Here is a 26,957-nt window from a genome sequence, read left to right as displayed (position 1 = left end):
GTTCTCTACCATCCTTGTTGGATTACCAGTCAAAACGACACTGCTCCAAAACAAGTACACGAAAACGAACCACTTGTTAAGGCTAAAAAGGGCGATGATACTGCCTTCAGTGTTAACTATGAGCTGGTGAACTCAAAGGCATATCATGACCAGTTCGAAAGTCTTGACTTGCCAAAAGACGTGCGGGAAAGCCTGTACAAGTGGACAGGGGAAATTCTCAATGATACAGACGGGACACCATTTGAACGTATGGTGGCAATTGATATCTGCACTGGTGAACACGTGGCAGACACTATGAAATATAAGCCAAGGAAGTTTGAGGTTACCTTTAATAGTGAAGATCAAGAAAAAATCTTCAGCATAAAGGTTTTGTTGCTTTTCTTCATAACCACCCAGGCAGCTCATATCCATCGGTGGCTGATGTTCTTTCGGCTGTAATAAACGAGAACGTTGGCGTATCAGTAGTTGTAGGTCATGACGGTAGCGTATATACAATCCATTCTATTAGTTCTGACAGGTTAACAAAAAGATGGAATAAATTACAGGAAAAGGCTAAGGCACTTACGGTTCAATCAGAAGAAGCTAATATGATTGCTCATAAGTGGCTGCGTGATAAGAAGAATAGAGGGTCAAAATGGTTCAAGATAGTAAAGATTTAGCAAATTCAGATATGCGGCTTCCCGATTCCATCATCTGGGGTGCTGATGATCGCAATTGGACATTTGACCCTGAGAAGCCTTATATGGGTATGTCAAAACATGCCTACGACATTGCTATGAAGCATACCCCTAAACCTTCTAGGAGTAACAATGAGAGCAATGAATAATCATTTGCTCAGTGTAAATTAAGCCACTCTTCAGGGTGGCTTTTTTCATGCCGAAAGAAGGCACATGAAGCTGACCATCTGGCACGCTAGTTGGTGTGGTCCGTGCAAGGGGACGCTGCAAACACTCGTGCCGCTTCTGGATGATGAGGCTATACCTTATAACCTCGTTGATGTTGATTGGCACCCTTGCGCAGCACAGAGCAGAAGCGTTGATTACCTTCCAACGATTACCGTCGATGATGGGGAACAAGAAATATTCCGTTGCAGAGAGCTTCCCAATGAGGAAGCAATACAAGCGATTCTTGACATGTTTGAAGACTAAGCCGTTCGGGAGAGCGGCTTTTTTCTTAGACCAAGCGTTGATGTCTTAAAAAGCTACGGGGAGGTTAGCGGCTGACCTTAAACAGCTGGATTAGAAGGGATACACAATGGACGAGCAGACCAAGCAGGATGAGCAGAAGCTTGACAGCACACCAGAAGATGAGCAGACCAAGCAGGAGCATAAACAAGAGCCTAAGAGCGACCTTAAGTACACCGATGCTGATGTAGACAAGATCATTGAGCGTAAGTTTGCTAAGTGGCAAAAACAGCAAGATGAGAAAGTTGCAGAAGCACAGAAACTTGCTGAGATGAACGCTACTCAGAAAGCTGAGTATGAGCGCGATCAGCTCCAGAAACGCCTGGACGAACTTGAGCGTAGCAACGCAATCTCTGGCATGGTCTCTGAGTCTCGCAAGCAGCTCTCGCAGAGGAACATCAATCTTCCTGATGAGCTTGTGCAGATGCTTGTTGCTGATGACGCAGAAACAACTAAGGCTCGCGTTGATTCGTTTGCCGAAACGTTTGAGGCTGCTGTTGCTGCAGCAGTACAGGCAAAGCTCGCGGGTAATGCGCCGAAAAAAGGCAATGCTACACCACTTACCAAAGCTCAAATCATGAGCATTCCCGACCGTGCGTTGGATTACCAGTCAAAACGGCACTGCTCCAAAACCCATTCACAGTAGAGCTTGTAGCAGCGGCAGTTGGATTACCAGTCAAAACGGCACTGCTCCAAAACGGATCTACTAGACGAAATCGCCAAGCATCACTCATACGAGTGTGAGCAAGTCGTACAGCAGCACTGGATGGAAGGCATCACATGGGAAATGGTGACTCTGAAAATGGGTTACAAGACACGTGATAGGGCATATCGAAAAGCAGATGCAGCGTTTGGCTGGGCTGACCTACACTTTGATATTGTGTGGGTAAAATCAGACCAGCTAGCTCTTGTGAGATTGGAGCAGTAATGGACGAAAATCAAAATCAGACGGTGGCGGAAATCGCTGAGGAAATCAGATCTAAGCTACCCAATGAAAAAGAAATCTTCGACCGCGAAAAAGTAGGAGATGCGCTAGTAGAAATCGCTGACCTGCTGGAAAATCGCGGGCTAAATCTTGCTGAATGCGCTGAGGTTGGGCGTATGCTAATGCTTTGGGCAGGGTTTGAAATCGCTCTTAATGGCAACGAGTTACAAGCAAAATAAACTCAGAGTAGCGAAAATCAAAATCAGTCGATAGAAATAATCCCTCTCACTTGAAAATCAGGTGGGAGGGATTATTTATTTACAGCCAGATACTACGGAAAATCTAATCTTGATTATCAATATCATTACCAGAGTCTAATCCTATTTGCTCGCACTCACGGGCAAGTTCATCCACTTCTCTCATGAACTTAAAATGCTCTTCCCATGATTTACGGCTTATTTCAGCCCTTTCTTCCAAGTCCTTCTCTAATGCCTTACGAAATCGGTAGCCCGAAATCGCTTTGTAAATGAAATAAGGGCTAATCAAAATCAAGCCGAGAATAGCAAGAGTGCCATTCCAGGCGAGAAATTGTACGTACGTCATAGTGCACGTACGTCATAGGAAATCACCCCTTCGAAAATCAGTGTACCCAAATCAAAATCAAGCCATAGGTTGGATTACCAGTCAAAACGGCACTGCTCCAAAACTGGCATCTCCACAGAGAGGCCTGTGCTCTCGTTGGATTACCAGTCAAAACGGCACTGCTCCAAAACCATCTGAAGAGTATCGCGCCAAATGCGATGTTGGATTACCAGTCAAAACGGCACTGCTCCAAAACAGAAGAACAAGACGGTCGAAAATTATAACGCTACAGTAAATCGTTTCCTCGGGGAGCTTGGGAATGCCTATGGGTGCAAGGTGTCTGGAATGACGGAGATTGCAAAGAGCGGAAATGCGATAGGTGCCTCGCCAAACGGAAGCGAGATATGGACAACATTAAATAAACACGGAGAGGACAGCAGGTTTATATGTGCTATTTCAAGTGTCAGGCGTCCCGACGTCCTTATCGATGGGAGACCATTTGAGATAAAAACACCAACATCGGTGGAGAAGTTTCCAAAAAGAATGAAGTCTGCATCAGGACAATTTGTTGAATACCCAGGCTCTCCGAAATCTATTCTTGTTGATGTAAGCCTGTCACCTCAACACGAATCGGAATACATGAGAATTGGTGAGGGCTTCGTAAAGAGCGGTACGGTTGATGCGTTCGAAGTAATCCACAGAAAGCATTAGCGACGCCCGGTGCCCCGACTTCTCGCCCGGGTCGCTGCGTCGCTACTTTGAATATACCACTTTTAATAGAGCTTATTAAACGGGGTATGGCAGAACTGGCATACGCGCACGCCCTAGGAGCGTGTGAACTAAGTTCATGCGAGTTCGAAGCTGCTACCCCGACCATTTTGTTACATATCGACCTAGGTACGTCGTAAAACTGCTCACTTTTGGAATTTTGCCCTCGCCGCATGGTGGGGGCTTTTTCATGCCGACAAATCCCGCACGGGAGGAGCGGCACTATGTCCCTGCACAGGGAGAAATGGAGTCAAACATGGCTGACGAGAATCTCGACCCTATGGATCATGAGGGTGAAGGCCTTAAGAACGAGCCGGATTGGAAAGCTCTTGCTCGCAAATGGGAAAATCGCGCAAAGGAAAATTCTGAGAAAGCAAAGTCCTTTGATGAGACCGTTGGATTACCAGTCAAAACGACACTACTTCTAAACGGGCAGGGTTCAAAATCGCTGCTAATGGCAACGAGTTACAAGCAAAATAAACTCAGAGTAGCGACAATCACCATAGCAAAATCACGTTTACGGGCGTTCTGTAACCGCTCAAGATGCTGAGACTCCCACGCTTCGCTAACGTAATAACTTCTCTAGCATCAGCTCCTGCCACTTAATCTGACTTCTCTTTATGTTTCAGCCAGACGCAGTTAATCCCTAAGGCTCACCGACATCTCATTCATCATTTTCTTCATCTACCAGAATTTTCAGCGAGGTATTCAACCAATCGCTGTCAGGGCGACATACTAGGCGCGCATTAGAGTACGCCATAGGCATAGTAAGTATGGTCTGCCCAATATAAGCACCTGACTCCGCAAGCTCCACTACTAGAGCAACATCGGGTCGGTCGTCATCAGACAAATCCAGCGGAAGCAGCAGACTCATAACATCGCGAGTGGGATACCAAGCGGGAACTGCAGTCTTGAAATTCCACCCAACACGTTTGCAGGCAACTTCGATGGCGTCATCCAAGCGATTCTTTAGGCGTCTACGAATGCAAATGTTACGCTCAACCAAATCACTAAGCTCGCCAAATGCTATTTCGCGCTCTTCCGGCAAATCGCTGCCAAACGCACGTGCAACCAGACCCAGTGCCTCAGCATCGCTCATAAGCTCTTCTTCTAGGAACTCTTGAGGCAGACGGTTGATGTTGTCCAAAAGGATATGGTCCGTATCTGGCGTAAGCGGCCTGTCGATATCAAAGAACAGATCTTCTTTGCATGTGATATAGCTGGCGCGCTCAGGTAATGGATTGAAAGTACTCATCAGCTGCTTACCCCAACCACGGCTGCCAGCCTTGCAGAATGCCTCGAATCGACATAATTTTGATCTTATCGATGAAGAGGTACTTCATCCCTAGACGTCAAGCAGTGTCTCGATGAGGGTTTCACGTTGTTCTAGGATATCCCCAGAGCGATATCTGTAACGGCCAAGTTCGAGATAGATGATGTGATCATCAGTAATACCTTCTATACATTCGTTAACCTCAGCGTCGACAATCTGATTGACAGGTTTCCGACACAGCACTAAGGGACATGTTGACCCACCAACATGTGGACTAACTTGGTCATGCTTCGGTTTTCGACTAAGGAGGTCCAGGAAGGAATGATCAGCATGTCACAAGTAGATTCTATACGACAGCTATGACGAAGGGGTGAGAGCATTACAGCAATTGCGGAGAAGGTTAACGTCACCAGAGATACCGTGTACAAGTACCTAAACAAGGACAACTTCTCCCCCCAAGATGTCCGTGAAAAAACGCAGAGTCTGCAAGATCGACCGGTATGCGGACATCATCCACGCTTGGCTCATAAGGACCTCAAGGAATGGAAGAAACAGCGCCACACGGCACACAGAATCTGGGAGCGCCTAGTTAAGGAGATAGGCGCGAACATCTGCGAATCCTCCGTACGCGCCTTTGTCGCCAAGGAGCGCTCAAGGATAAAGGCCGAGCGCGATGCGATGGGATATATGGATCTGGAGTAGCCCGCTGGCGAGGCACAGGCTAACTTCTACATGAATCAGGTTCAGATTCAACATTCGCGACGCGATCCTCTTCCTCGTCGTGGTAGTCGGCAAGACCGACCAGAAGATGGTTGCCTACCTGGGCTCCTTGGAGTCTGATATTCTACCTCACGGCAGCCTGCACAATAAGGAGAGGGACAGGTCTCTAGAGACTAGTCCCTCTCACAGAAGTCATAGGGGTTTACCTGTCACTCGTCATCCCTAGGGTCGGACTCCTTGCCTGAATACTCGATGTCAAAGGGTCTGTTGGTGATAAACAGTACATCGACGTCCTCGTTGAGCGTAGCGCCATGGTACATGGTAGTACCGGGCTTCCACCAGATAAAGCTACCTGCTCCAAAGTTGCCCTGCTCGGTGCGCAAGATGCCACGTAGCACATACATCCCCTTAGCGCACTCATGCTTGTGAATCGCCACGGGATGACCCGCGGTGTAACGGACGAGCTTGACGATCATACCCGTCTCGGGGTCGTCCACGAGCATCAGCTCGTGGCGCACGCGCCCGCTCCTCTTACTCACGAGCTCGTAGTTGCTGAGATGGGTCTCGGCGGAGTTGAATATGATGACGTTGTCGTTGTTAACCATGATAACTACCTTACCTTTCCGTATTTTCTGAACGTCTTACTAAACACGGTTGCGCATACGATGCTGCTGCATGGTGGCTATGCCGCCCCGCCGAAGAGACCTGTGATACCCAAGACGAAGCCGATAAGTGCCAGGATGACGAGCACTTTAGTGGCGCTCATATTCTTGATCTTGAGCAGATACCAAGACAGTAACGTTACAGAAAGGGGCACAATACCGATGAGGATGGAATCAAGGGTGCTCTGGAGGCTGATAGTACCCTCACCGACGGCGATTTCGAGAGAGGAGGTTGCTGTCACGTAGTTGCAGGTCAGACAGCCGAGTACGATAGCACCCATAATGGTTGCGATGGAGATCACGCGGCTCAAGATGCCGGACTTCATCATGGACTCGACGCCCTGCTTGCCGGAGCGGTAACCTGTGAAAAACATAAAGTGCGAGATAGAGAGCATAGCCGTCATGATCAGTACAGCATAGAGCAGGGCACCGAAAGGGTTGCCACTCGAAACTACGGGCATGCAGATAGCCAGTAAGATGGGAGTGATAGTACCTTGCCAGAGTGTGTCACCAACACCGGCAAAGGGCCCCATGAGGCCTGTCTTGACAGAAGTGATGGCCTCGGGAGTCACCGCATCGTTCTTTGCACGCTCCTCCTCCATCGAGAGGGTAAGGCCAATGATGATACTGCCGAAATGAGGCTCGGTGTTAAAGAACTCGAGCTGGCGCTTCATGAACTCTATTTTCTTGGCCTTATTGTTAGGGTAAATCTTGTCAGGGATCTGCGAGTACGCGGTTAGCATCGCCGATGAGGTCAGGCGCTCGTAGTTGATGTTGCAGTTGAAGAAAGTGACCCACTTGAACCACGCCCAGTTGAGGTCATGCTTGGTCAGTGTCTGGGGCTCATTTGGAGCGGGAGTGACAGATGTTGCCTGCTCAATGTCTTCGCTCATTGCTGTGTCCTTCCTATTCGAAATCGTCATCAGAGTCGTCGGATGCCGTAGCCGCATCAATTGCGGACGCCGTCCTGCCCACCGCTACCTGCGAGGTCTCGGGGAACCTCGTCTCGAGGTTCACGTAGAAGAACGCGATAACAAAGCCGATAATTGCCACGGGCATAGCAGAGAGCCCCAGATAGGCGGTAATCACGAACCCAAGCACGAACCAGATAAGCGTGCCAGGGCGGTCTAGCGTGCGTAGGTTCATGGCGATGCCAAGTGCGGGGAGGATGCCACCAATAACCTCAAGCGTGTAGAGTGGGCGACCCTTCAGGGTCGCGATAATAGCAGCAACAGCGTCTACACCGAAGTAGCAACCAAGTGTCACAGGCACCACGCAGAGCACGAAACATATAACCTGGGGCGGGACGATGTGCAGGAAAACAGCCTTGCGCATATTCCCCTGTTCGGCAGCGCGATCGATGGCATGCACGACACCAACATTGGCGGTCATACGGATGACATTGATGATGGTGCCTACCAGCGAGATAGGCACGGAGATCGCAACGGCCTGCGCGGGATCGAGCCCGGCAGCAAGAGCCAGTGCCACTCCGAGGGTGCCAGCAAGACCTGGGTCGTTGGGCTGTGCGCCACCAGCAAAGATATACGCAATAAACGGCATCTGCACGGCTGCGCCGATAATGGCGCCCTGCACCGGGTCGCCCAACACGATGCCCACGAGCACGCCCGCGACAAGCGGTTTCTGGATCACCGACATGGCACCGAGGTTCATGAGCCACGGTGTGCCAACGAAGCCTAGGTAGTAGATAACACCAACAAGAAATGCCTGGAAGAGTGAGATGGTCATGGTTCCGTCCCCTTACTTCTCGAGTAGCTTGGCGACATCAATCTTGTTGTCGTCAGCCACAATTTGGATGGTAACCTTGCAACCTGCAGCGATCAGACTACGCAACGCATCGTATTCTTCCTCGGAGACAGCGATGTTCTGGTAGAGCGTCGTGCGGCCCGCGCGCATACCCACGCCGCCAATATTGAGTTCGGGGAACTCAACTCCCGCCTTATACATGCGCCAGATGGTCACTGGCGTCTTAGCCAGGATGATGAGCCTGTCCTGAGGCTTGAGGCCCTTCTTCATACGGTCGACGCCCTTCGCGACCGAAAAGATACCGAGTTTGACGTCTGCGGGGACGACGCCCTTGAGCACTGTACGCGTGAGTTCGTCCTGGGCTACTTCGTCATCGATCACCATGATCTTGTTTGCAGCGGTCGCCTTGACCCAAGATGTCATGACCTGACCGTGTATCAGTCGGTCATCGACACGTGTGAGCCTGACGTTCGCGAGGCCTGCTGCCTTTTCCATAATCTCCCCTTCCCTTCGTGTCTGTCTCATGTCCTGCAATGAGCTATGGAGCGATGCTGCGGGTTATCACGGGATGTCGCACACCCACGCCCGCCCCGTCAGACGAAGTCCTCGTCGTCCTCACCCTCACCAGTACGCTCCGCCGCCTCCTCCATACGAGCGCGGACATCCACCGTCGCTTGGGCTCCCGCCATCAAGAGCTGATGCTTAAGGTCTCCCAGCGAAACATCTTTGCTCATAACACACTCGAGAAGCATAGGCAGGTTCACGCCCGCGATGACCTCAATGTGCTTCTTGCCGAGAAGACGAGCAGCCGAGTTCGAGGGAGTGCCGCCGAATAGGTCAACAAACACCATCACGCCATCCCCCTCGTCTGCAACATCAATCGCCTCTGCAACGACATCACAGAAATCGAGTGGCTCCATACCTGCGCGCAGCTCTGCGGTCTGTACCCGACTCTCGTTACCAGCGAGAAGCTTTATAGCGCTCAAGAACCCGCTTGCCAGCTCACCGTGTGCTGCAACCACGATTCCAACCGACATGTAATCACCTCCTGCATAGTTTTCCTTGTTCATGTTGAGTCTCTCAGACTCAGCTGCTGGCGGTAACATATATCGTTATCCTTAATCAGGTTATTTAATCGCGCGCGAACGGTCGAAGTTTGTCTACAGATGGTACTATTTGCCTATTTTACAGCTTATTTGTTCTATACAAGTGTAGTCATGTCATATGGCATGACGGGATTTAAGGATGGGATATTTCAAAAACCCATCCTTACTTGACCATAATTTTATATATAGGTATGATGCATGTGGGGGACAGATTGCTGATGGAATTTCCTAGCCAGCCAAGTAGCACAATCATGATGGAATCAGGCGGAGGCGGAGGTAAGACATGGACGTTTACGAGCAAGATGGAATGGATGAAGCGGACCTTGGAGACGCACATAATGCCATAAGGAGCAACACAAGCTGCAATGCATTGGCTCTGCATCTGCTCGCATAGGCCGATAGCGACACTATAGACATTGTTGCTGGGCAATCTCACCTCTCGCTGAAAGATAATATATAGCGAGAGCCTGATCGTTTCTCAAGCGTACCACTGTGACAGATACAGAACTACAAAGGAGGCCAGCATGGCAAACGAAGATATCCGCGAGTCATCAGTGCCACTGCACGCCAAAATCTCAGATCGCATCAGGAATGCGATCTATATGGAGGAGTTGGAACGCGGCCAGAAGCTGCCCTCCGAATCGGAGATGATGACGCTTTATGGCACTAGCCGCGGTACTATTCAGCAGGCTCTCAGGACACTAGTTGATGAGGGACTTATAACTAAGGTGCGTGGCAAGGGTTCCTTCGTTGCAGGACCAGTGCTCTCCTATCCCACAGGCACCAGCCTTTTTTCCATGTCCGAGTCATTGCGCCTGCAGGGGGTACAGTTCAAGACCCAGGTTCTCGAGCAGCGCGTGGCTCCATGCACTCACTCAGTGGCAGAACACCTTCAAGCTCCCGTCGGGTCACCTTACCTCATACTACGTCGACTGCGCAGCACGACTGCTGGCGATCCTCTCATGCTTATGATGAGCCAAGTAAGCCTGACTGTCTGTCCTGGCTTGGACAAGGTGGACTTCACACAGGAGACCCTCTTCTCGGCGATGGAGCAAGCCTCACGGCGTAAAATTGCCTTCGCACGTCTGCAGTACGGAGCGCGTATTGCAGGCACAGAGAACGGAGCCCTACTCAGCTGCGATCCCAAGGCCCCCGTGCTCAACATCCTTCAAGTGGTCCATGTAACGGGTAACGTGCCGGTAGAGTGGGCAAACCTGTGGTTGCCAGCCAACAAATACGTTCTCTCGACGGTGCAGCCTAGGGCGTAAGGGAGCAGAGAAGGTAAGACAGCGTAAGCAGACGCGCAACCGCTCCGATGCAAAGCATGTCTCATTTAGGAAGCGAAATGACCCCCATATTCAGTTGGATCTTTTTTTGATTTCGAACCCGATGTGCAAAGTTTGAAACCCCAAGGCCAACAGGCTAACAGAGGTAGGATTTGACCTCATTTTTCAATAGTCGTTTCACTTTGTTGTAATGACGCCGAGAAAGTTTATACCGTTTAATAACGAGCCTTCGCAAGTTTGTGTAGGTTCCTAATCTAAACCTTCCTGCCGGGTAGTACGATCGACAGATCCAAGCATCTGAGCATGACCAGCGCAATGAGGTTATCGATATTCTGAACCCGCATACCATCCTCCGCGTGACCTTGATCTTGTTATTTATCGCCCCGACATGCGTGTTAGAGATTCCCAGCTCGACCGCTCTGAGAATCTCGTCTCTTCGTTTCCTGACGCTCCCCCTGTACGGCAGCCACCTCCAGTATCCTGCATCGCTGAGCCCACAACGTTCACGAGTCGAGACACCTCTCCGTGGTCTCGACGTCGGGGGGATTTGAACACGTCGCGGAAGTGCTTCTTGAGGTTGTATGTGCACCACAGCTCGGGGCTCTCACGCTGGATGACGGCGAGCGTTCTTACCTGCCTGTCGGTAAGGTCTTCGGGGTTCTTGAGCAGCGTGCGCCCGCTTCCCTTGATCACGTCGGCCCGCGCCTTGGTCTCAGATTCAGATCCACTGAGTCGCCGCATGGAGGACGCGCTCATGCTCAGGAAGGATGAAACGAATGAGTGAGATGACGGGAATGTCTGGGACCAGGAGCGGGTTCTGGCGAATGTTCCACGACTAAGACTGGTGCCTGACCGACAAGCTCTTCGAGGCGGTCTGGTCGTACGTCAGCAAAAACGACGTGCGTGTGGACTTCTTCGTTGCCGAGGACATGGCGGACGCATACAGGACTGAGAGGAAGAAGAAACGTATCCTGATCAAGATGAGCCTTTCGGAGGAAGGGCTCACGGCCAAGCAGAGCCTTACGGTCTAGCAACGCGTGACGGAAAGTCTCTACCCAGAGTCAGGCCAGCGGGAGAAAAAGGAAGTACTGGACGAACAATACGACGTTACGCTCACCCTGTCCAACCCTGTCACCTATAGACGGGGGTGAGTTGAGCATACGGTGCAACGAGCCGGTGTCAGTTACGCGCAATCGGACGGCTTGTAACCCCGTTTTCAAACCAAAGGTCAACTGCGCTAATCAGAATCCGCTTGCCGTCTTGCGTGGTACAATCTCAAAAACTTGCAATTTATACACTTTTTTAAGATCGGATTTTCGTGATACCACGTAACAAATACCTTGAGGAACTTAAGACGTTCTAGGACACCGACATCATAAAGGCTGTCATGGCATGCTTGTCAATGCCGTGGATTTCCTCTTAGGGAGGTAATTCACAGCGATTATGAAAACCGACTCACTCTTCCTGTTATTGAAGCTACTAGATCGTTAGCGACGGCAGAATCTGACATACGGAGAACCTGTTCGTCCTTGCGCGGAAAAGCGAGCGGTGCCATGCCCCCGTACCACACCGTTTGCCCATCGAGAATGACGAGGTTGGGGCAGCTGTCTAGGACTTGCACGTCAATACCCTGCTGAGTGAGCAGGTCGACTGCACGCTCTTCCCTCTCCGCCTTACGTGTGTTGTCCTGGTTTGACTTCTGCAAGAAGACAGATATACGCTTGCCTTGCTCCTTGACACGGACAAGAATCTTTAGCACGGACGCAAGCCGATTGAGATGGAGCTCTGAGCTTGCGATGAGAACCAACTTGACGCTGTCTTCTATATCAGCATCGAGTCGCTGCAAGAAACCCTCGCGACTTACAAGCTCGCCACGGACATCTTCACTTACAGGACTGCCAACCGTGTATCCGAGCCTGCCATACTCCTTCAAACGACGTCGGAACATTCGGTCAAGCATCCGAATCGACTCGTCAACGTAATCGTACACGACAACATCTGTCTTCCCTTCGCAATCACGCTGGATCCTCCCGACACACTGTGCCACTAATCCCTCAAACGCCATAGGTGCCGCGACAAACAAAGTGTCGAGTCGCTTCTCGTCAAACCCCTCACCAAGATAGCTCTCGGTGCCTACGAGCACGAACGGAGAGTCCAGACTGAAGGCTGCAAGCCTTTCCAGCTTCTCGCGTTTCTCCTTTGGGGTGCCTTCACCCGTGAGCAGCAAGGCCGGGCAGCCTCGCGCGGCGATAGACGCATGCAACGTTTCGGCATGCTCCACGCGCCGGGTCAATACGAGCGATGTGCGCCCATTCTCCCAAGAATCGACGACGTCGCCGACGATGAGAGCTGTCCGCACGTCATCCGAGCAGACACAGTCAACCGTCTTTACAAAGTCGCCCTCCACCCCCTTCTCGGAGCGAGTCTTGGTGAACCGAGGAAGAAGAAGCCGCGAGAAAGCTGTGTCTCGTAGCGCCGCCTTACATCTGACGGGACCAAGGAGCATATGCATGATTCCCTGGAGATCGTCGCTACGCTTAGGGGTCGCAGTCATTCCAAACAGACGACGCGAGCGAACAGCAGAGAGCACCTCCGTGTAGTTTGGTGCGGAAGCATGGTGGCATTCGTCGACGATAACCATGCCATATTGCCCGAGAAGATCACTCACGATACGCTCGCCTTTAACATCGCCTTTCTCGAACAGCGAGCCAACGAGCGCGATGTCGATTATGCCGCTTGGTTCCCTCCTGCCGCCTCCAACCTGGCCAATTACAGAGGTCTTCCTTCGACTCTTCCTTCCAGTTGGAGTCAGGAGGATAGGTGGTTCCTCATCAATGTCGAGGAACTCTGCCAACCGGTCGCGCCACTGAGCAAGTAGAGCGGCGGTTGGGACAATGACGAGTGTACTCACCTTGACTTGCGCAATAAGCCCTGCGGCAACCACCGTCTTTCCGAACCCAGTCTCCGCGACGATGATTCCGTCTTCGAACTTAGATATCTCATCGACAACGCGCGCTTGCTCGTCTCGAAGCGTTCCCTTGAAGGTGACCTTTATCTTGCGACCATCGCCTCGCTCATCTCTGGTCTTTATCTCGGTACCACAAGATTTAAGCAGAGACTCGACACCCTCCTCGCACGTGCGGGGAAGCCCGAGCCATTCTTTTGTCTCATATTCGAGGTGCAATATCCGAGGTGTCCCGTAGACCGACTGCCGCATTGCTTGCATCTTGTAGAACTGCGGATTTGCTATAGCAGCAAGCCGGCGCAAAGCGTCAAGCAGCGCCGTGGAAAGCCCTGCCTTCGAAACATAAATCCCGTTCGCCCTGACGATCTCAACCGAACTAGGTGCATCAGACGGTTTCAGCATCGTCTTCTGGCGGGGTTGCCACGGCAGTTTCTCGGAACTTGCATCCTTGGATCCCGATAATTGTCCCTCATCCAGCATAGCAAGCGTTCCCAAGACGTTCTTCCCGAGCTTCGCTATGGTTGCCTCAATATCCTCACCTGGCATCCTCCCTAAGTTCGAAAGATATGCCCATTGGTCGCTATATACTGCAAATGTTCCATCCACAAACATAGTATTGTCATTGCGCATTGCGTTCCCCTGGAATGGGAGCGCGATGAGGTTGCCGAAACCACCCTTGGGAACAACGTCTTGGTTGGGAAGCATGCGATCATAGGAATCGAAAGAGATACTCCCCGACTCCCTCATCGCCCACGTGAGAAGGGCAGCTCCCATCTTCCTTGCCTCGCCAGCATCCACGGGCTCCGTGAAGAAAATCCACGCATGCGCTCCGTCGCCCGAACGGGACCTCTCAACAGCAAGGGGAACGCCAGCGAATAAGCAGGCATTGTAATAGGAAGACACCGCCTTCTGCCAACCCTCTCCATCGAAGTCCACGACGAGAAAGTTTGTCATGTGGTCATCCACGAGAGGGTAGGATCCGATAACACCTCGGTTGGGGCGCTGATCGCCCTTCATGTGAGCAATGAGTAGTCTGTCGGAGAGCGGGGTAAACGCACGGCTTTCGCAATCCGCACAGCGTGCGAGCTTTCTATCCCTTTTGGGGCAGACGCCACGCTGCCAGAAGTTAGCACATGCGGGAGAGTATGCAATATCATCACGCTTTTTGTCGTGATAGCTCTCCGCATGGACGTCGTCCCTGCCAGCAAATAGCAGGCGAAAAAGTGCGAGCTTATCCGCCGTAGGGCTGGCGGACGATACAGCTCGACCCATTTGAAGAGCAGCACAGCTCGGAGGAAGCGAATGCGTATCAATCCCCTGCTCACCGACACGCCATTCATCCAAGGAGGCGTATCGGTTCACACCGTCCGCATCGCTGCAGAGCACGATTGGGTCACCACCGGAAACGGACTCGAGGAGGCTGATGAAGTTGTACTCAACCGATCCGATGCGGGACTTGGGCTGCAGGTTACTAGACATCAGCACTCGACCCTTCCGCATACAGCAAAATCGAAATCGAGGGAGAATCGCCCTTCCTTACTGGCATACAGCTTGCGTATGGCGGTCCCTCCCTTGATGGCAGTGATCTCCTTGATCATAGAGGTTTACCAGAAGCGGGTCCTGCGTGAAAAGCCCGATGCAGTCTCCCGCAGTTCCGATAACAGTGCTGCGAGTTCCGACAATTACGATCGTAGTGCCGATAACCTGTCCACAACGGAACAAAAGGCGCTCTCATATATGGGGGGAACGGCATCAGTCAGGAGTTCTGAGGTAGCAAACCTGCTCGGGATGTCGCAGCGCGGCGCGCAGAAGCTGCTCAATCGCCTCGTCGACAAAGGGTTCGCAGTCTCTTTCGGAGCGAACAGGAACAGAAGATACTCGATTGCGAAGGGTTATCGGTAATGGTGGAACAGAATTCCGAGCGACTCATGAGCGAAGCATAATCCAACTCTCTTTTTTACATCACGTGGGAGAGACTATGCCCCAACCACAACATTGTTGCCATTCGCGAGACGATGGGGATTTAGGTAAACCAATTTGATTAGCAATACTAAGAAGGGAATGTTCCTCTTGTATTCGCTAGCATGAAAATCGACAGTTTGCAATGTATTGGCGTCCTAATTGCAAATTTTGCACTAACATTGTATGCTATGTGTCATTACATTAGTGAATGGAGGGCGCTATGACTACTTTGACCATGAGAATTGATGAGGATTTGAAGATTGGTGCCGCGGAAGTAGCTGAATACTATGGATTCGACCTGTCTAGCATCACACGCGCTTTCTACAAGCAGATTGTAAGGGATCACGCCATCCCGCTTTCACTGGGCTACGGAGAGCCGAACGCGGAGTCACTGCGCGCCTTGGCTGAGACCCAGGAGATGATCGAGAACGAATCAGGTAAGGCATATACCTCTGGAGCCGCCCTCCTAGCAGCGGCAATGGACGCCTAGCGATGCTCCAGATCAAGTACACTCCCGCATTTTCTAGGGATCTGAAGAAGAAGGCAGCGAAGCGCAAATGGAACTTGGACGAACTCGCGCACGTCATCGACCTCATCTGCGAGAACTCGCCGGAGTCGACTGTAGAGCTTAAGTCCAGACACAGTATGCATGTCTTGGCTGGTCAGTGGCGCGGCAGTCGTGAGTGTCACGTAGCAAACGCAGGTGACTGGCTACTGATCTGGGCGGTTGACGGCGATTATGCTTACCTGCAGAGAACGGGTTCGCACGACGAACTGTTCAGGTAGAAAATACTTTTTATTTGACTGACGTGATGTTAGAAAACTTCTTTAGTCCAATCGTAATTTACTGACTAGCAGTAGCCGCAACGAAGTGGTAGTCGATTGCATGCAATCTAGTTAGAACAACCATAGCTGGCGCTGTTCATATCGGAATCAGCCATCTTTTGCTATTGAGAAAATCAGGCACATGTGCCCTTATTTCGATAAATAAGGAGCGGGAAGGAAGCCATGGAGATCAAGCGCGACAAGTAACCTCGACGACCTCGTGATGCGCATGGGCAACGGTATGATAAAGGTCGTAACAGGCATCAGACGATGCGGGAAAAGCTACCTGCTGCTCAACCCCTTCGAGGATCACCTCCACGCATCCGGAGTTGATGACGCCCACATCGTTGAGATAGCGCTCAACGATAACGCGAATGCGTAGTATCGGAACCCGGAACTCCTCGGCGAACGTCTTCATTCTCTTATCAGGCACGATGGCGAAGTAACGTACGTGATGCTAGACGAGGTGCAGTACGCCATTTCCAAGAAAGAACTGCGAAATCCCGACATCGAGCGGCTGGAGGGATTACATGGTCTTTGGCGGCATGCCACTCACCCTCTCGATGCACACGAGCGAGCAAAAGATGCGCTATCTTGAACAGCTTTTCACCGAACTCTACCTACGCGACATCATGGATCGAAACCACCTGGAGAAGACTCAAGAACTGGAGGATCTCGTCAACGTCTTGGCTTCAAACATCGGCTCCCTATAACCAGTCCATCGAAGCTCGAGGCAACATTCAAGAGCGTCCTGCGATCTCCCATCAGCGACAGAACGATAACGTCCTATATCAGGTATCTGAAGGATGCGTTCGTCATTAACGAGGCTGTCCGCTATAGCGTCAAGGGCAGACGCTACATCGGGAGTCCGAAGAAGTTCTACTTCGAGGACATTGGCCTCTGCAATGCGCGCCTCAGGTTCCGGCAGCTCGACGAGCCCCGCATCATGGAGAACGCCGTTTACAACGAGCTCAAGGCTCGCGGGTACGCGGTCGATGTCGGAACGGCAGACCAGAGAAGGTGGGTAGATGGAGTCCAGCTCAGGAAGCAGCTGTAGATCGACTTCGCCGCGAATCTCGGGTACAAGCGCTACTACATGCAGGTCGCGCAGGGAATCGACGACCCAGGCAAAGAGGAGCAGGAGAAGTGCTCCCTGAAGGAGGTATCCGACAGGTTCAGGAAAATCATCGTAGTGAGGGATGCGCTAATGCCGTATTACGACAACGACAGCTTCCTGATAATAGGACTCTCCGATTTTCTGCTCGACAAAAACAGCATGGACCCCTGATAGTCACATCCGCTTGGCTTGAAACTGCATTCGAGACACTTGGTCTCAAATAACGAACTGCAGTACTTAGCTTGTCCCACTTTTCGATTTGGAATAATCTTCAAACTTTTGTGTTAGTCCAAGCTGCTTAAAAACAGAAGCAAGCGCTTCGTCTACACTGCTTGAACTAGCAATCGCGTTTATCATTTCTTTATATGTTTCTCTGAGATCTACTGTCTTCATAAAGTCAAAGACAGCGTCTTTGCTATAAAGGCTATCGAAAAAGTCAACACTCTTTACTTTTTCGGTTATTGAATCAATAAATGTGCTTTGAAACTTGATGTTTTCTGAAGCTGCGAGGGCGTGCTCTAGCTTTTCTCTAGCTGCTCTGTTTAACTTTATCTCATCAATCTTCTGTCCTTCGCAGTCGCTCAGAGTTGCAAGACACTCTTCACAATACGGATCCACCTTCCAAAGTTCTATTGAATGAGTTCCCTCCTTCAATGGAAGTAATTTACTGATATCTCCGTCTTCATCGACACAGTAATAAGTTCCGCCATTGAATCCTCGACAAGGTTTTCCTTCTGTTGATGCAATCAGCCATTCAGACCCAACCTTTTTCACATTTCGAATTTTCCCTCTTCGAATCCACTGCCTGACGGTTCCTATTTTTACCCCTTGCATATCAGCAAACTGATGAATGGGGATATAGGGAGCAGTCGCGACTATAATATCAGGCGTAACAGTCGAGCTAGCTTCGTTCATTTCGCCATCATCATCGAATGTGATTTCATAGTATTCACTGATATTGAGCTTAACTTCCGTGTCGACAATGTCGACCTCATATGCGCAGAATGGCGTGTTTAAATTTGCTAAAGGTGTCTTTTCAATTTTGTCACAGAATGTGGATATCAGTTCGGCAAGTGCCTTTGCACGACCGAGTCTCACAATCTTTATATCCTCATCTTTTTGCAGGCGTTCAATGTAATCATCTACAGCCGCAAGTAAATCTCTTTTCGTTCGAATAGCTCTGCGATTAAACAATTCAAGACTTTTATCGTTCATTGTACCCAGCCTTATTTTGTACTCTATAATTACAATATATGTAATGTATAAATACAATTCTGTCAAGCAGACTCTGATACAGTTATTCCGGTTTTGCTATAAGAGACTCGCTGATTCTAATTCGATTCAAATCAGAATCCACGAGCTCATAGAGATATAAACGCCAGAGCACGAAGTCAATTCAGATGTCAACTAGGATAAATATATGCTCATCGTAGAGAACCAATTCAGTGTCGGATTTTCGAATATAGTCTTTCATCTGAGCGCGTTGGCTATTTGATTTTTGTATCAGCTCTTTGTAATGGCTAATGTGTGAATTGAAGTCAGACACTGACGGCGCGTCCGTAAAACAGCCCGTTTTGACTTCGATCACCAGAAGAGCATCTCTGTACTTGATCAAAAGGTTATTTTCATTTCGATGCTTCTTGGTTCCATAACAGTTGCTCACATACGCAGTGCGCCCCGGAAGCATATCTTCAAAACCGATTGAACCATGCTCTCGCTGGCCTCTTTCTGCTTTCGCTGCCACTGCTCCGAATAACCAGGGTCGATTTCGGTACTCCTTAATGCCGTTGTCCCTATAAGATTCATCCTGGGCGAAAGTGTCGAATATTAACTACTGCCATGCACAACCCCGCCGAAAAGTCTCCCTTTCCTTTAGAAAGTCCTTCCTTCTTGTATGAACTCGGGGATATTCGCATGAGTGATGCCGTCCCTCTGCTGAATGAGATCACTTCGCGTCAGCAAATACTTTGGGTAGTTATCCTTGATTTGGGTGAAGGGACGGTATTCGCGCTCCTCGGTAGTCTGATCAGCCATGATGGTCATGGCAACTTGGACGTAGGCATATCTCATCTGGGGGTTTCTCAGGATGAAGTCACACTCCAGCTTACCGATGCGTCCGACGCTGACCTTGCAGCCCTGTGCACGAGCGTAGGAGTAGACGATGTTCTCTAGCACAGGTCCGTAGTTGATACGATTATCGGTATTGAGTGCGAAGTAGAAACTCAGATCCGCCAGATAATACTTCTGCTCGCCTCGCAGAGACTTGCGAGACTTCAGGTCGAATCGGGTGCACTTGCTGATAATCTTCGCATCCTCAAGGATCTGGAGATATCGCGCGAGGGTCTCCCTCTTGATTCTCACACCTTGCTTTCCCTCGAGATCGGATTGGATGTTGCCAAGCGACATAGTGGCGCCAAAGTTGTTGATAACGTAGTCGCGCACCTGATTGAATACCGATACGTTCTTCACCTTTACACGCTTGCGGATATCTTTCTGGAAAATCTCCTCAACAACTGCGGTGACATAGGCGCGTTTGTCTGCAAGCTGGGGATAATCCAGCGCCTTGGGAAAGCCTCCCTCGAGGATGTATGAGTCAAATTCCGCAACAGGGTTTGGGTTGACGGAGAGTCCCAAGAAGTGCTTCATCTGGCAGTACTCACCGAAATCCAGTGTCTGCATTTCGAATTCGATATAGCGGCCAGTAAGCTTCGTAGCCAACTCACCTGAGAGTAAGTAGGAGTTTGATCCGGTAATGAAGATAGAAAAACCACCTTCAGTACGGAACTCGTTGAGTACACTCTCAAAGCCTTCGACATTTTGGATCTCATCGATGAAAAGGTACTTCCTCCCCGAAACATCGAGCAGTGGCTCGATGAGGGCTTCAAGTTGCTCTGGGGTTTCTACGGAGCGATATCCATATCTGTCGAGATCGAAATATGCAATGCAGTCGTTTGCGATGCCTTCAGCTCGCAGCTCTTCTGCGATGCACTGCATGAGGCAGGACTTGCCGCAGCGTCGAACGCCAGTGATGACCTTAATCATCCCGTCGTCATGGTAGAAACTACGAATCTTTTTCAGGTAGTTTTCTCGGGGAAATAGGCGCATGATGGCTCCAATCTTCATTGGAGCCATCATATCAAATAACATGTTTATGGGGGTATATTTTTAAATTTATACGATTTATACCCCAATAACTAAAGAATTTCTTATTCCCACTCAATCGTGCCGACGGGCTTCGGGGTGAGATCGTAACAGACGCGGCATACACCAGGCACCTCATCCAAAATGCGTGCGGTAACCTTTTTGAGCAGAGCCCAATCCAACTCAGGCACTTCCGCTGTCATAGCATCCACCGTGTTGACGCAGCGGATAATAACCGGCCAGTCAAAGGCACGCTTGCCATCACGCACGCCAGTCGCACGCATATCGGGCACCACCGTGAAGTACTGCCAAATCGCCCCAGCAAGACCCGCCGCGGCAATCTCATCGCGCAAAATCTTGTCGCTTGCGCGCAGAGCCTCCAGACGATCGCGCGTAATCGCGCCCAAGCAGCGCACGCCCAAACCAGGACCAGGGAACGGCTGGCGATAGACCATCTCATCAGGCAACCCAAGTGCGCTACCTACCACGCGCACCTCGTCCTTGTATAGATATTTCACAGGCTCTACCAGCTCAAAGTCCATATCCTCAGGCAAGCCGCCTACGTTGTGATGAGCCTTCACACCCTTCTCGGACTCAATGATGTCAGGATAAATTGTTCCCTGTGCAAGGAAGCCCACACCCGAAAGCTTGGCTGCTTCCTCGGCAAATACCTTAATAAATTCTCCGCCGATAATCTTACGCTTTGCTTCAGGCTCCTCAACACCCTCAAGCAAGCCTAAGAAGCGGTCAGTACCGTCAACATACACCAGGTTTGCGTCTAGCTGATTCTTGAACACCTCAATAACCTGCTCGGACTCCCCCGCACGCATCAGACCATGATTCACATGCACGCATACGAGCTGCTTGCCAATAGCACGGATAAGCAGAGCTGCCACAACAGAAGAATCAACACCACCAGACAGCGCCAGCAGAACTTTGCCATCCCCTACCTGCGCGCGAACCGCCTCGACCTGCTTGGCAATAAAAGCCTCAGCAAGCTCAGCTGTTGTAATACGAGCCATGTCCTCTGGACGCTTGTCAGCCATGTGACACCCCTTCTTTGTTGCATGTCATGCTACTTGCACCATTCAGTTCCCAAGCTCTAAATAGTGTACGTAAATCGTAGCGGAAAGATGCTTTGGTCACTGAGAACTGCTCATAATTTCAGAGTCACACATCGACGCTTAGCCCAAGTCGGAAAGCATCTGCTGCAACATCGCGCGAAGTTTTGCTATCTCGGCGGCACTCATAGGAATACTCTCCCCCATTTTGGCAGGAATCTCAGCTGCCTGCTGCTCGAGGGCACGACCTTTTTGGGTAAGTTTTGCCACTACACGGCGCTCATCTTGTGTATCACGCTGACGCACAATTAGACCTTTAACCTCAAGTTTCTTTAATAGAGGAGTCAACGTCCCCGAATCCAACATCAAACAGGCACCCAACTCGGATACCGATTGGTCCCCATGCTCCCACAGCGACATCAACGTGAGATACTGCGGATAAGTCAGCCCCAGCGGATCCAACAGCGGCTTGTATGCACGCGTAATTGCTCGCGACGCCGCATACAACGGAAAACAAAGCTGGTTTTCGAGTTTTAGCTGTTCGTAAGACATGGACACCTCTTGCTCACCAATTGTGTTGACTTCATTTTACATTGTACACAATTTATTTGTGTGATACTGTCTTTGCGAGCGGAAAAGTTGTGGAAGCGCCACAACTACTGTCCGCCTTAGATAGGAGTTCAACATGGCACATAGCATTTATGATTTTACCGTCACCAAACCCGACGGTAGCACCCAAAGCCTTGCCGACTATAAAGGCAAGCTTTTGTTGGTAGTTAATACCGCCACTGGCTGCGGCTTTACTCCTCAGTATGGGGATCTCGAACGTATTTACCGCGAATATAAAGCACAGGATTTTGAAATCCTTGACTTTCCTTGCAATCAATTCCGCAACCAAGCGCCTGGCTCTGACGAAGAAATTCACCAATTCTGCCAGCTAAAATTTGGCGCAGATTTCCCTCAGTATAAAAAGCTCGAAGTCAACGGTGATGGTGCTGACCTCCTCTTTGTATGGCTTGCCACCGAAAAGCCTTTCCAGGGCTGGGGCAAGAGTGTCAAAGCTTTGGCGATGAAACCTGTTGGCGCGAGCGTCGACAAAGAGTTTGGCGATAAGGCCTACGTCAAGTGGAATTTCACCAAGTGGCTTGTCGACCGCGAAGGCAATATCGTTGCTCGTTTTGAGCCCACTATTTCTATGGACGAGGTCGAAGCGGCAATCAAGGCTGCTCTATAAGCAAATAAGTGAGCATCGTCACGCTTTTCCGCGTGTCTTGCCCACACAGAAACGATAAAAGTAGCAGTTTGCGACTTCAGCATTTACAGAGATACAGGTAAATGCCATATCAAAATTTAAGTCGCAAGCTGCTACTTTTTGTAAAACACGGGAGCTCTGCGTCCTTACTGCGGCCCCGTGACACCAGCCAATCCGCTAGTCGGATATATCAACGTCTAAGGTAACGGCAAAATCATATGCGGGATAGCGTTTCTTGCAGGCCGCTTTAATCTGCTCACATACGCCCTGGCGGTCAGCCACATCAAAACTCACCACAACATCCAAGCGCGCTTCGTGGGCAGCTTCGTCCACGTAATGCTACCTGAGGCTCTTGTTCTGCGGTGCAGTCTTTCGTAGTCATCAATACTTCCTCTCACCCGACTAACTCAGCTGTTTATACCCATCTAGGACGGAAACTTCGCAATCATGGTTCATAATGAGCGCATTAGTGCATGCGAGGCGCAATTGCGCACATGGGAGTAGATATGGCTTTGTGGGAAAAAATTCTTGACTTTGGCGATCCTTATGCCGAGCAAAGGCAGTTCACGGATGAGACAAGTGGAGCAAAATTTGCTGAGGTAATCTACGGTGGTCGTAATGCTGACGATGAGCCATGCAAGCCCGCAGATGACCCCAAAGGTGTTGGTCGTTGGGTTGCAATCGAACGTGATAGTGGCTATGAGCTGCTGCTTTGGAAGCACGACTGCAAATCTGGCGGCAAAACCGAATATGGTTCGGGCATTACGGGAGAGCCCCTCGAACAGATCCACGAAGTATTGGTCAAGAAGGTCGCGCTGGTCAAAAAGGCCGAGGCTCTGCTTGCTGACGAAAGACGCAACGGAGCTGCCCTGCGTGCAATGAACGCCTTGATGGACGAATGGAAAGCCATCCATGGCTTCCGCACTCCACGCGAAGACGAGTTGTGGAACACATTTCAAGCCGCACGCACAAAGTTCCGTGAAGAACGTAATGCCGTTATGCAATCTATGGCCAAAGCCAAAGAAGAGCTGGCGCAGCAGGCCGAAGCCGTCGCTGAAGCCAAGGATTTTCGCAATGGTAGCGCACGCATGCGCGAGTTGATGGATCAGTGGCGCAAACTTAGTTCCGCGGGTCGTCAGGCTGACGAGGCGCTTTGGACTCGCTTTAATGGGGCTCGTCAGGCGTTTTTTGACGCACAGCACGAAAACTACGAACGTCGCCAAGCAAAAATTGCCGAGAATGCCGCCGCGAAAGAACATCTCATCAAACGCGCGCAAGAACTCAGCGATGCCAAAGATTATTCGCGTGAAGCCACCGCAGCTATGCGTGCTCTAGGTGATAAGTGGAAAGCTACAGGTTTTGCCGGCAAGGAAATTAACGACCAGCTTTGGGAACGCTTCCGCTCAGCCCAAAACCCCTTCTGGGACGAGCGCAAAAAATACAATGAGCGTCGTCATGCCGAGTGGGAGCAACGCCATGCCGAATGGTGCGAGCGTATGGAAGGCGTCCTTGCAGCAAAGCAGCGCACCCTCGACAAGCTTGAGGAGCAGGTCGACGTTTTGGAATACCAGCTCAAGGCCACCGATGATGATGTTCGTCATCGTGACTTAACTGAACGCTTAGAAGAGTATCAGCGCGACATCACTGATATTGAGCATGACATGGCCAATATCCGCCGCAAGATGAAACGCTAGGCTCCACAGACACCATAGGTACCATAAGCAACATCTAAGGTGTCTAGTGATTTCCCAAATCACTAGACGTCTCAAAAGCAGATAGGATGGCGATTTTCATGGCCAAGTACAGCAGCTCTCATACCAAGCGTGCGTACGTAAATGGCGTCATTCTTGATGGCACCAAAGATATGACCGCTCAGACAGGCAAAGCAGTGCTTGTTGAGGGCGATACAATCGTAGCGATTAGCGAGCAAATCTCCGATTTGTCTGGATATGAGATTGTTGATTTGGGCGGGCGCTATCTTTTACCTGGTCTTATCAATATGCATGTACATCTTGCAGGCAACGGTAAACCCCAAAAGAAGCAGCGCGACGCATCCGCACTGGTAGATAAACTCTTTTCCAATCCTATCAGCGCAGCTATTGCTCATGCGCTAGTACGTTCCTATGCAAAAATTGAACTGATGAGCGGAGTTACTACCGTACGTACCGTTGGCGGCCTCCGCGATTTAGATACGCGTGTACGTGATGAAATTGCTTGCGGCAATCAGTTGGGACCACGCATCATTGCGGCAAACGAAGGTATTTCAGTACCTGGTGGTCACATGGCAGGCTCAGTTGCGATAGCTGCCGGAAACTCCGATGCTGCACGTGCTCTGGTTCACAAGGCTCAAGCACAAAATGTTGACTTTGTTAAGCTTATGATTACTGGCGGCGTACTTGATGCGAAGGCAAAAGGCGTGCCAGGCGAGCTCAAGATGCCTCCCGAGATGGTAAAGGCCACCTGTGATGAAGCTCACGCCTGTGGCTACATTGTTGCAGCACATGTTGAATCAACTGATGGCGTCAAAGTTGCTCTCGAAAATGGTGTTGACTCTATTGAACACGGTGCCGAACCCACCGATGAGATCATTCAGCTGTTCAAGGATCGCGGCGCCTTCCTGACAACCACCATTTCACCAGCTCTCCCCTATGCCCTTTTTGATCGCAACATATCCAATGCTTCAGAGGTAGAGCAGTTCAACGGTAAAATGGTTTTTGACGGTATTATTTCTTGCTCAAAAGCAGCTCTTGCGAATGACATTCCCGTAGCCCTTGGCAACGATGTTGGCTGCCCTTGGGTCTCACAATATGACTTCTGGCGTGAGCTGGTCTACTTCCACAAGATGGTCGGAGTCTCTGAGAAATTTGCTCTCTATACGGCCACTCTGCGCAATGCCGAGCTGGCAGGTATTGGGGATAAAACTGGCTCTATCGAGGTAGGCAAATGTGCCGACATGATTGTCTGCTCCAAAAATCCTCTTGAAGACCTGAGTGCGCTGAGAGATGTCGAAATGGTTGTGACACGAGGTTACTTGGTTAAGCATCCACACGTCACTCGCAAGAACATACTTGACCGCGAGCTAGACAAATTCTTGTAGGATTGCATACATGGACGAGTCTCAGGATCATACAGACAAAAGCAAGCGACTCTTTATTGCCGTCTGGCCTAGTGAAGCAGTACGTCGCGCGCTGATAGCCACTCAAGATGACCTCAGCTCACTCATTGCGCATCCCAAGCCTAGCTCCAAACGCAACTTGCATTTGACCCTCTCCTTTTTAGGTGAATGCACTGCTTTGCAGGAAACCGCAGCCAAACGCGCGATAGTCCGCTGTGCACAGGATACTTTGCCATTTGAGCTGAAGTTGGCATCTATTGGTTGTTTTGAGAAGCGCCATGGCGGAGCGATTGTGTGGCGAGGCTTAGACGGCGATCTGGATAGCCTACACGCACTTCATGCACGACTTTGCGCAGAGCTTGCAGCGGAGGGATTGGGCGATTTTCAAAGCAGTAGCTTTAGTGTATACATTCCCCATATCAGCCTTTTCCGTGGCGCTCGTCTTTCAGAAAACTCTGAAGCCGCAGGCTTGGCAGAAGCTTTGACAGCACAATCTCAAGAACACCACGGCGATACACGCTGGGCAGCGCGTTGGCAGGCTTCCTCGCTTTCACTGGTTTGGAGCCATCGTGAAAGCAAAGAGGGACCTCTACTCTATGATGAAATCGCTCGTGCTGAGTTCTCGGCAAGAGAGCCGTCCGCCCAAGCCGTAGCCACAAAGACACCGCATCCTCGAACGATATTTATCGATGCCGATGCCTGTCCTGTCATTCGCGAGACTCTTTCCTGTGCGCGCAAGCAGGGCGTTCCCGTTGTAATTGCAGGTAATACCACCCAAAACCTCGAACGCCATATTCAAGCGAGCGATCCTCGTAGTCCCAAGCATGCCAAGGGAGGCTTTTGGGTAGATGTGCTCGACGTTAGCATTGGAGCTGATAGTGCCGACTTTGCCATCGTCGAACGTCTTGCGCCAAAAGATATTGTGGTCACCCAAGATATTGGTCTGGCGGGAATGGCGCTTGGCCGCGGCGCTACAGCGATAGGAGTACGTGGACGTATCTATCGCAAGGAAACCATCGACTTTGATTTGATGTTGCGTCACGAAGAAAAGAAGGTTCGCCGCGCAGGAGGACGCACAAAAGGACCTGCTCTCTTTACCTCTGAAGACCGCAAGCGTTTCGTGGCCAAGCTAAAGTGCCTGCTCACACAAAACTAGCGTGAGCAGGCACTGAAAGACAAGCAGAAGCTTTGCTTGCATACGGGCGTAGCTCCGCTTTAATGCTGACGTGCTGGCATGGTTCTACTTACT

At 50.6% G+C, this 26,957-nt stretch carries 39 protein-coding genes and 1 pseudogene; 21 read left to right on the top strand and 19 right to left on the bottom strand.

Annotation, left to right across the window (positions count from 1 at the left end):
• Positions 1-126: 126 nt before the first annotated feature.
• From ACO5JD_RS05940 to ACO5JD_RS05915, 6 genes are all read left to right on the top strand, one after another.
• Positions 127-438 (top strand): hypothetical protein, encoded by a 312-nt coding sequence (locus tag ACO5JD_RS05940; protein WP_484988378.1) that lies wholly within the window; start codon positions 127-129, stop codon positions 436-438.
• Between the two features lie 196 nt (positions 439-634).
• Positions 635-826 carry a hypothetical protein gene (locus ACO5JD_RS05935; RefSeq protein ID WP_484988376.1) on the top strand — a complete coding sequence of 64 codons (192 nt, stop codon included), beginning with the start codon at positions 635-637 and terminating at the stop codon, positions 824-826.
• A gap of 64 nt (positions 827-890) precedes the next feature.
• Positions 891-1,148 carry a thioredoxin domain-containing protein gene (locus ACO5JD_RS05930; protein ID WP_484988374.1) on the top strand — a complete coding sequence of 86 codons (258 nt, stop codon included), beginning with the start codon at positions 891-893 and terminating at the stop codon, positions 1,146-1,148.
• Between the two features lie 106 nt (positions 1,149-1,254).
• Positions 1,255-1,830: a DUF4355 domain-containing protein gene (locus tag ACO5JD_RS05925; protein WP_484988372.1), complete on the top strand. Its 576-nt coding sequence runs from the start codon at positions 1,255-1,257 to the stop codon at positions 1,828-1,830.
• Between the two features lie 156 nt (positions 1,831-1,986).
• On the top strand, positions 1,987-2,112 hold the full coding sequence (locus ACO5JD_RS05920; RefSeq protein WP_484988370.1) for a hypothetical protein: 126 nt from the start codon (positions 1,987-1,989) through the stop codon (positions 2,110-2,112).
• Positions 2,112-2,348, top strand: coding sequence for a hypothetical protein (locus ACO5JD_RS05915; RefSeq protein WP_021626787.1), 237 nt, complete (start codon positions 2,112-2,114; stop codon positions 2,346-2,348). Before ACO5JD_RS05920 ends, ACO5JD_RS05915 begins: the two co-directional genes overlap by 1 nt.
• Before the next feature lie 103 nt (positions 2,349-2,451).
• Here the strand turns inward: ACO5JD_RS05915 and ACO5JD_RS05910 are convergent, their stop codons facing one another.
• Positions 2,452-2,712 (bottom strand): hypothetical protein, encoded by a 261-nt coding sequence (locus ACO5JD_RS05910; RefSeq protein WP_021626788.1) that lies wholly within the window; start codon positions 2,710-2,712, stop codon positions 2,452-2,454.
• Positions 2,713-3,036: 324 nt separating this feature from the next.
• Here ACO5JD_RS05910 and ACO5JD_RS05905 point away from each other — a divergent pair, with 324 nt between their 5' ends.
• Both ACO5JD_RS05905 and ACO5JD_RS05900 read left to right on the top strand, forming a co-directional pair.
• Positions 3,037-3,402: a hypothetical protein gene (locus tag ACO5JD_RS05905; protein ID WP_484988368.1), complete on the top strand. Its 366-nt coding sequence runs from the start codon at positions 3,037-3,039 to the stop codon at positions 3,400-3,402.
• Positions 3,403-3,715: 313 nt separating this feature from the next.
• Positions 3,716-4,009, top strand: coding sequence for a hypothetical protein (locus ACO5JD_RS05900; protein ID WP_484988366.1), 294 nt, complete (start codon positions 3,716-3,718; stop codon positions 4,007-4,009).
• Between the two features lie 114 nt (positions 4,010-4,123).
• On the opposite strand, the gene ACO5JD_RS05895 is transcribed toward ACO5JD_RS05900, so the two are convergent.
• Positions 4,124-4,783: a DUF3825 domain-containing protein gene (locus ACO5JD_RS05895; RefSeq protein WP_484988418.1), complete on the bottom strand. Its 660-nt coding sequence runs from the start codon at positions 4,781-4,783 to the stop codon at positions 4,124-4,126.
• A gap of 21 nt (positions 4,784-4,804) precedes the next feature.
• On the bottom strand, positions 4,805-4,975 hold the full coding sequence (locus tag ACO5JD_RS05890) for a hypothetical protein (RefSeq protein WP_021626790.1): 171 nt from the start codon (positions 4,973-4,975) through the stop codon (positions 4,805-4,807).
• 135 nt (positions 4,976-5,110) lie between these two features.
• Here ACO5JD_RS05890 and ACO5JD_RS05885 point away from each other — a divergent pair, with 135 nt between their 5' ends.
• On the top strand, positions 5,111-5,434 hold the full coding sequence (locus ACO5JD_RS05885) for a helix-turn-helix domain-containing protein (protein WP_484988416.1): 324 nt from the start codon (positions 5,111-5,113) through the stop codon (positions 5,432-5,434).
• A gap of 227 nt (positions 5,435-5,661) precedes the next feature.
• On the opposite strand, the gene ACO5JD_RS05880 is transcribed toward ACO5JD_RS05885, so the two are convergent.
• From ACO5JD_RS05880 to ACO5JD_RS05860, 5 genes are all read right to left on the bottom strand, one after another.
• Positions 5,662-6,057, bottom strand: coding sequence for a cupin domain-containing protein (locus tag ACO5JD_RS05880; protein ID WP_021626792.1), 396 nt, complete (start codon positions 6,055-6,057; stop codon positions 5,662-5,664).
• 77 nt (positions 6,058-6,134) lie between these two features.
• Positions 6,135-7,007 carry a PTS system mannose/fructose/sorbose family transporter subunit IID gene (locus tag ACO5JD_RS05875; protein ID WP_035438931.1) on the bottom strand — a complete coding sequence of 291 codons (873 nt, stop codon included), beginning with the start codon at positions 7,005-7,007 and terminating at the stop codon, positions 6,135-6,137.
• Positions 7,008-7,020: 13 nt separating this feature from the next.
• Positions 7,021-7,860, bottom strand: a complete 840-nt coding sequence (locus tag ACO5JD_RS05870; RefSeq protein WP_021626794.1) for a PTS mannose/fructose/sorbose/N-acetylgalactosamine transporter subunit IIC — start codon at positions 7,858-7,860, stop codon at positions 7,021-7,023.
• A 12-nt stretch (positions 7,861-7,872) separates the two neighbouring features.
• Positions 7,873-8,403 carry a PTS sugar transporter subunit IIB gene (locus tag ACO5JD_RS05865; RefSeq protein WP_021626795.1) on the bottom strand — a complete coding sequence of 177 codons (531 nt, stop codon included), beginning with the start codon at positions 8,401-8,403 and terminating at the stop codon, positions 7,873-7,875.
• A gap of 68 nt (positions 8,404-8,471) precedes the next feature.
• Complete coding sequence (locus tag ACO5JD_RS05860) at positions 8,472-8,984, bottom strand: PTS sugar transporter subunit IIA (protein WP_021626796.1); 513 nt, start codon at positions 8,982-8,984, stop codon at positions 8,472-8,474.
• Between the two features lie 524 nt (positions 8,985-9,508).
• Here ACO5JD_RS05860 and ACO5JD_RS05855 point away from each other — a divergent pair.
• Positions 9,509-10,252: a GntR family transcriptional regulator gene (locus ACO5JD_RS05855; RefSeq protein WP_021626798.1), complete on the top strand. Its 744-nt coding sequence runs from the start codon at positions 9,509-9,511 to the stop codon at positions 10,250-10,252.
• Between the two features lie 154 nt (positions 10,253-10,406).
• Here the strand turns inward: ACO5JD_RS05855 and ACO5JD_RS05850 are convergent, their stop codons facing one another.
• Both ACO5JD_RS05850 and ACO5JD_RS05845 read right to left on the bottom strand, forming a co-directional pair.
• Complete coding sequence (locus tag ACO5JD_RS05850; protein ID WP_353640734.1) at positions 10,407-10,736, bottom strand: transposase; 330 nt, start codon at positions 10,734-10,736, stop codon at positions 10,407-10,409.
• Entirely contained in the window at positions 10,646-11,011 is a 366-nt protein-coding gene (locus ACO5JD_RS05845) for a transposase (RefSeq protein WP_021626799.1), read from the bottom strand. Before ACO5JD_RS05845 ends, ACO5JD_RS05850 begins: the two co-directional genes overlap by 91 nt.
• A gap of 164 nt (positions 11,012-11,175) precedes the next feature.
• Here ACO5JD_RS05845 and ACO5JD_RS05840 point away from each other — a divergent pair, with 164 nt between their 5' ends.
• A complete protein-coding gene (locus ACO5JD_RS05840) occupies positions 11,176-11,301 on the top strand; it encodes a hypothetical protein (protein WP_021626800.1) in 126 nt (41 codons plus the stop codon).
• Positions 11,302-11,711: 410 nt separating this feature from the next.
• Here the strand turns inward: ACO5JD_RS05840 and ACO5JD_RS05835 are convergent, their stop codons facing one another.
• Together ACO5JD_RS05835 and ACO5JD_RS05830 are read right to left on the bottom strand one after the other, a co-directional pair.
• A complete protein-coding gene (locus tag ACO5JD_RS05835; protein ID WP_484988364.1) occupies positions 11,712-14,714 on the bottom strand; it encodes a TOTE conflict system archaeo-eukaryotic primase domain-containing protein in 3,003 nt (1,000 codons plus the stop codon).
• Positions 14,714-14,833 carry a nucleotidyl transferase AbiEii/AbiGii toxin family protein gene (locus ACO5JD_RS05830; RefSeq protein ID WP_156894197.1) on the bottom strand — a complete coding sequence of 40 codons (120 nt, stop codon included), beginning with the start codon at positions 14,831-14,833 and terminating at the stop codon, positions 14,714-14,716. Before ACO5JD_RS05830 ends, ACO5JD_RS05835 begins: the two co-directional genes overlap by 1 nt.
• Here ACO5JD_RS05830 and ACO5JD_RS05825 point away from each other — a divergent pair.
• From ACO5JD_RS05825 to ACO5JD_RS05815, 3 genes are all read left to right on the top strand, one after another.
• A complete protein-coding gene (locus ACO5JD_RS05825) occupies positions 14,811-15,137 on the top strand; it encodes a hypothetical protein (RefSeq protein WP_484988420.1) in 327 nt (108 codons plus the stop codon). The genes ACO5JD_RS05830 and ACO5JD_RS05825 overlap by 23 nt on opposite strands.
• A 280-nt stretch (positions 15,138-15,417) precedes the next feature.
• Positions 15,418-15,687 (top strand): type II toxin-antitoxin system RelB/DinJ family antitoxin, encoded by a 270-nt coding sequence (locus ACO5JD_RS05820; protein ID WP_484988362.1) that lies wholly within the window; start codon positions 15,418-15,420, stop codon positions 15,685-15,687.
• Positions 15,688-15,689: 2 nt separating this feature from the next.
• Complete coding sequence (locus tag ACO5JD_RS05815; RefSeq protein ID WP_484988360.1) at positions 15,690-15,983, top strand: type II toxin-antitoxin system YafQ family toxin; 294 nt, start codon at positions 15,690-15,692, stop codon at positions 15,981-15,983.
• A gap of 229 nt (positions 15,984-16,212) precedes the next feature.
• On the opposite strand, the gene ACO5JD_RS05810 is transcribed toward ACO5JD_RS05815, so the two are convergent.
• Entirely contained in the window at positions 16,213-16,455 is a 243-nt protein-coding gene (locus ACO5JD_RS05810; RefSeq protein WP_484988358.1) for a hypothetical protein, read from the bottom strand.
• A gap of 97 nt (positions 16,456-16,552) precedes the next feature.
• Here ACO5JD_RS05810 and ACO5JD_RS05805 point away from each other — a divergent pair, with 97 nt between their 5' ends.
• Genes ACO5JD_RS05805 through ACO5JD_RS05795 form a run of 3 tightly spaced genes read left to right on the top strand, consistent with a single transcriptional unit; the run spans position 16,553 to position 17,310 of the window.
• Positions 16,553-16,735, top strand: coding sequence for a hypothetical protein (locus ACO5JD_RS05805; protein WP_484988356.1), 183 nt, complete (start codon positions 16,553-16,555; stop codon positions 16,733-16,735).
• Positions 16,732-17,079, top strand: a complete 348-nt coding sequence (locus tag ACO5JD_RS05800; RefSeq protein ID WP_484988414.1) for a DUF4143 domain-containing protein — start codon at positions 16,732-16,734, stop codon at positions 17,077-17,079. Before ACO5JD_RS05805 ends, ACO5JD_RS05800 begins: the two co-directional genes overlap by 4 nt.
• Positions 17,080-17,118: 39 nt before the next feature.
• Positions 17,119-17,310, top strand: coding sequence for a hypothetical protein (locus ACO5JD_RS05795; protein ID WP_484988354.1), 192 nt, complete (start codon positions 17,119-17,121; stop codon positions 17,308-17,310).
• 66 nt (positions 17,311-17,376) lie between these two features.
• Here ACO5JD_RS05795 and ACO5JD_RS05790 read toward each other — a convergent pair whose 3' ends face one another.
• From ACO5JD_RS05790 to ACO5JD_RS05770, 5 genes and pseudogenes are all read right to left on the bottom strand, one after another.
• The gene (locus ACO5JD_RS05790; protein ID WP_484988352.1) at positions 17,377-18,354 is read right to left on the bottom strand and encodes a hypothetical protein; all 978 of its coding nucleotides are present in this window, start codon (positions 18,352-18,354) and stop codon (positions 17,377-17,379) included.
• 181 nt (positions 18,355-18,535) lie between these two features.
• Positions 18,536-18,883, bottom strand: a complete 348-nt coding sequence (locus ACO5JD_RS05785; protein ID WP_484988350.1) for a hypothetical protein — start codon at positions 18,881-18,883, stop codon at positions 18,536-18,538.
• Between the two features lie 128 nt (positions 18,884-19,011).
• The gene (locus ACO5JD_RS05780) at positions 19,012-20,262 is read right to left on the bottom strand and encodes an ATP-binding protein (protein ID WP_484988348.1); all 1,251 of its coding nucleotides are present in this window, start codon (positions 20,260-20,262) and stop codon (positions 19,012-19,014) included.
• A gap of 83 nt (positions 20,263-20,345) precedes the next feature.
• A pseudogene (gene guaA, locus ACO5JD_RS05775) lies at positions 20,346-21,332 on the bottom strand (glutamine-hydrolyzing GMP synthase); the annotation flags it as partial.
• 132 nt (positions 21,333-21,464) lie between these two features.
• On the bottom strand, positions 21,465-21,893 hold the full coding sequence (locus ACO5JD_RS05770) for a MarR family winged helix-turn-helix transcriptional regulator (RefSeq protein ID WP_021626557.1): 429 nt from the start codon (positions 21,891-21,893) through the stop codon (positions 21,465-21,467).
• Between the two features lie 133 nt (positions 21,894-22,026).
• Between ACO5JD_RS05770 and ACO5JD_RS05765 the strand changes: the two genes are divergently transcribed.
• The gene (locus tag ACO5JD_RS05765; protein WP_484988346.1) at positions 22,027-22,575 is read left to right on the top strand and encodes a glutathione peroxidase; all 549 of its coding nucleotides are present in this window, start codon (positions 22,027-22,029) and stop codon (positions 22,573-22,575) included.
• Positions 22,576-22,770: 195 nt separating this feature from the next.
• Here ACO5JD_RS05765 and ACO5JD_RS05760 read toward each other — a convergent pair whose 3' ends face one another.
• Positions 22,771-22,926: a hypothetical protein gene (locus ACO5JD_RS05760; RefSeq protein ID WP_484988344.1), complete on the bottom strand. Its 156-nt coding sequence runs from the start codon at positions 22,924-22,926 to the stop codon at positions 22,771-22,773.
• A gap of 173 nt (positions 22,927-23,099) precedes the next feature.
• Between ACO5JD_RS05760 and ACO5JD_RS05755 the strand changes: the two genes are divergently transcribed.
• The 3 genes from ACO5JD_RS05755 to thpR all read left to right on the top strand — a co-directional run bounded on the left by ACO5JD_RS05755 (position 23,100) and on the right by thpR (position 26,864).
• Positions 23,100-24,287: a DUF349 domain-containing protein gene (locus ACO5JD_RS05755; protein WP_484988342.1), complete on the top strand. Its 1,188-nt coding sequence runs from the start codon at positions 23,100-23,102 to the stop codon at positions 24,285-24,287.
• A gap of 86 nt (positions 24,288-24,373) precedes the next feature.
• On the top strand, positions 24,374-25,690 hold the full coding sequence (locus tag ACO5JD_RS05750; RefSeq protein ID WP_484988340.1) for an amidohydrolase family protein: 1,317 nt from the start codon (positions 24,374-24,376) through the stop codon (positions 25,688-25,690).
• Between the two features lie 10 nt (positions 25,691-25,700).
• Positions 25,701-26,864, top strand: a complete 1,164-nt coding sequence (gene thpR / locus ACO5JD_RS05745; protein ID WP_484988338.1) for an RNA 2',3'-cyclic phosphodiesterase — start codon at positions 25,701-25,703, stop codon at positions 26,862-26,864.
• Positions 26,865-26,957 lie beyond the last annotated feature (93 nt).

The organism is Olegusella sp., assembly GCF_057238325.1.
The sequence above is the reverse complement of the archived record's forward strand: the minus strand, read 5'-3'. Positions and strand labels throughout refer to the sequence as shown.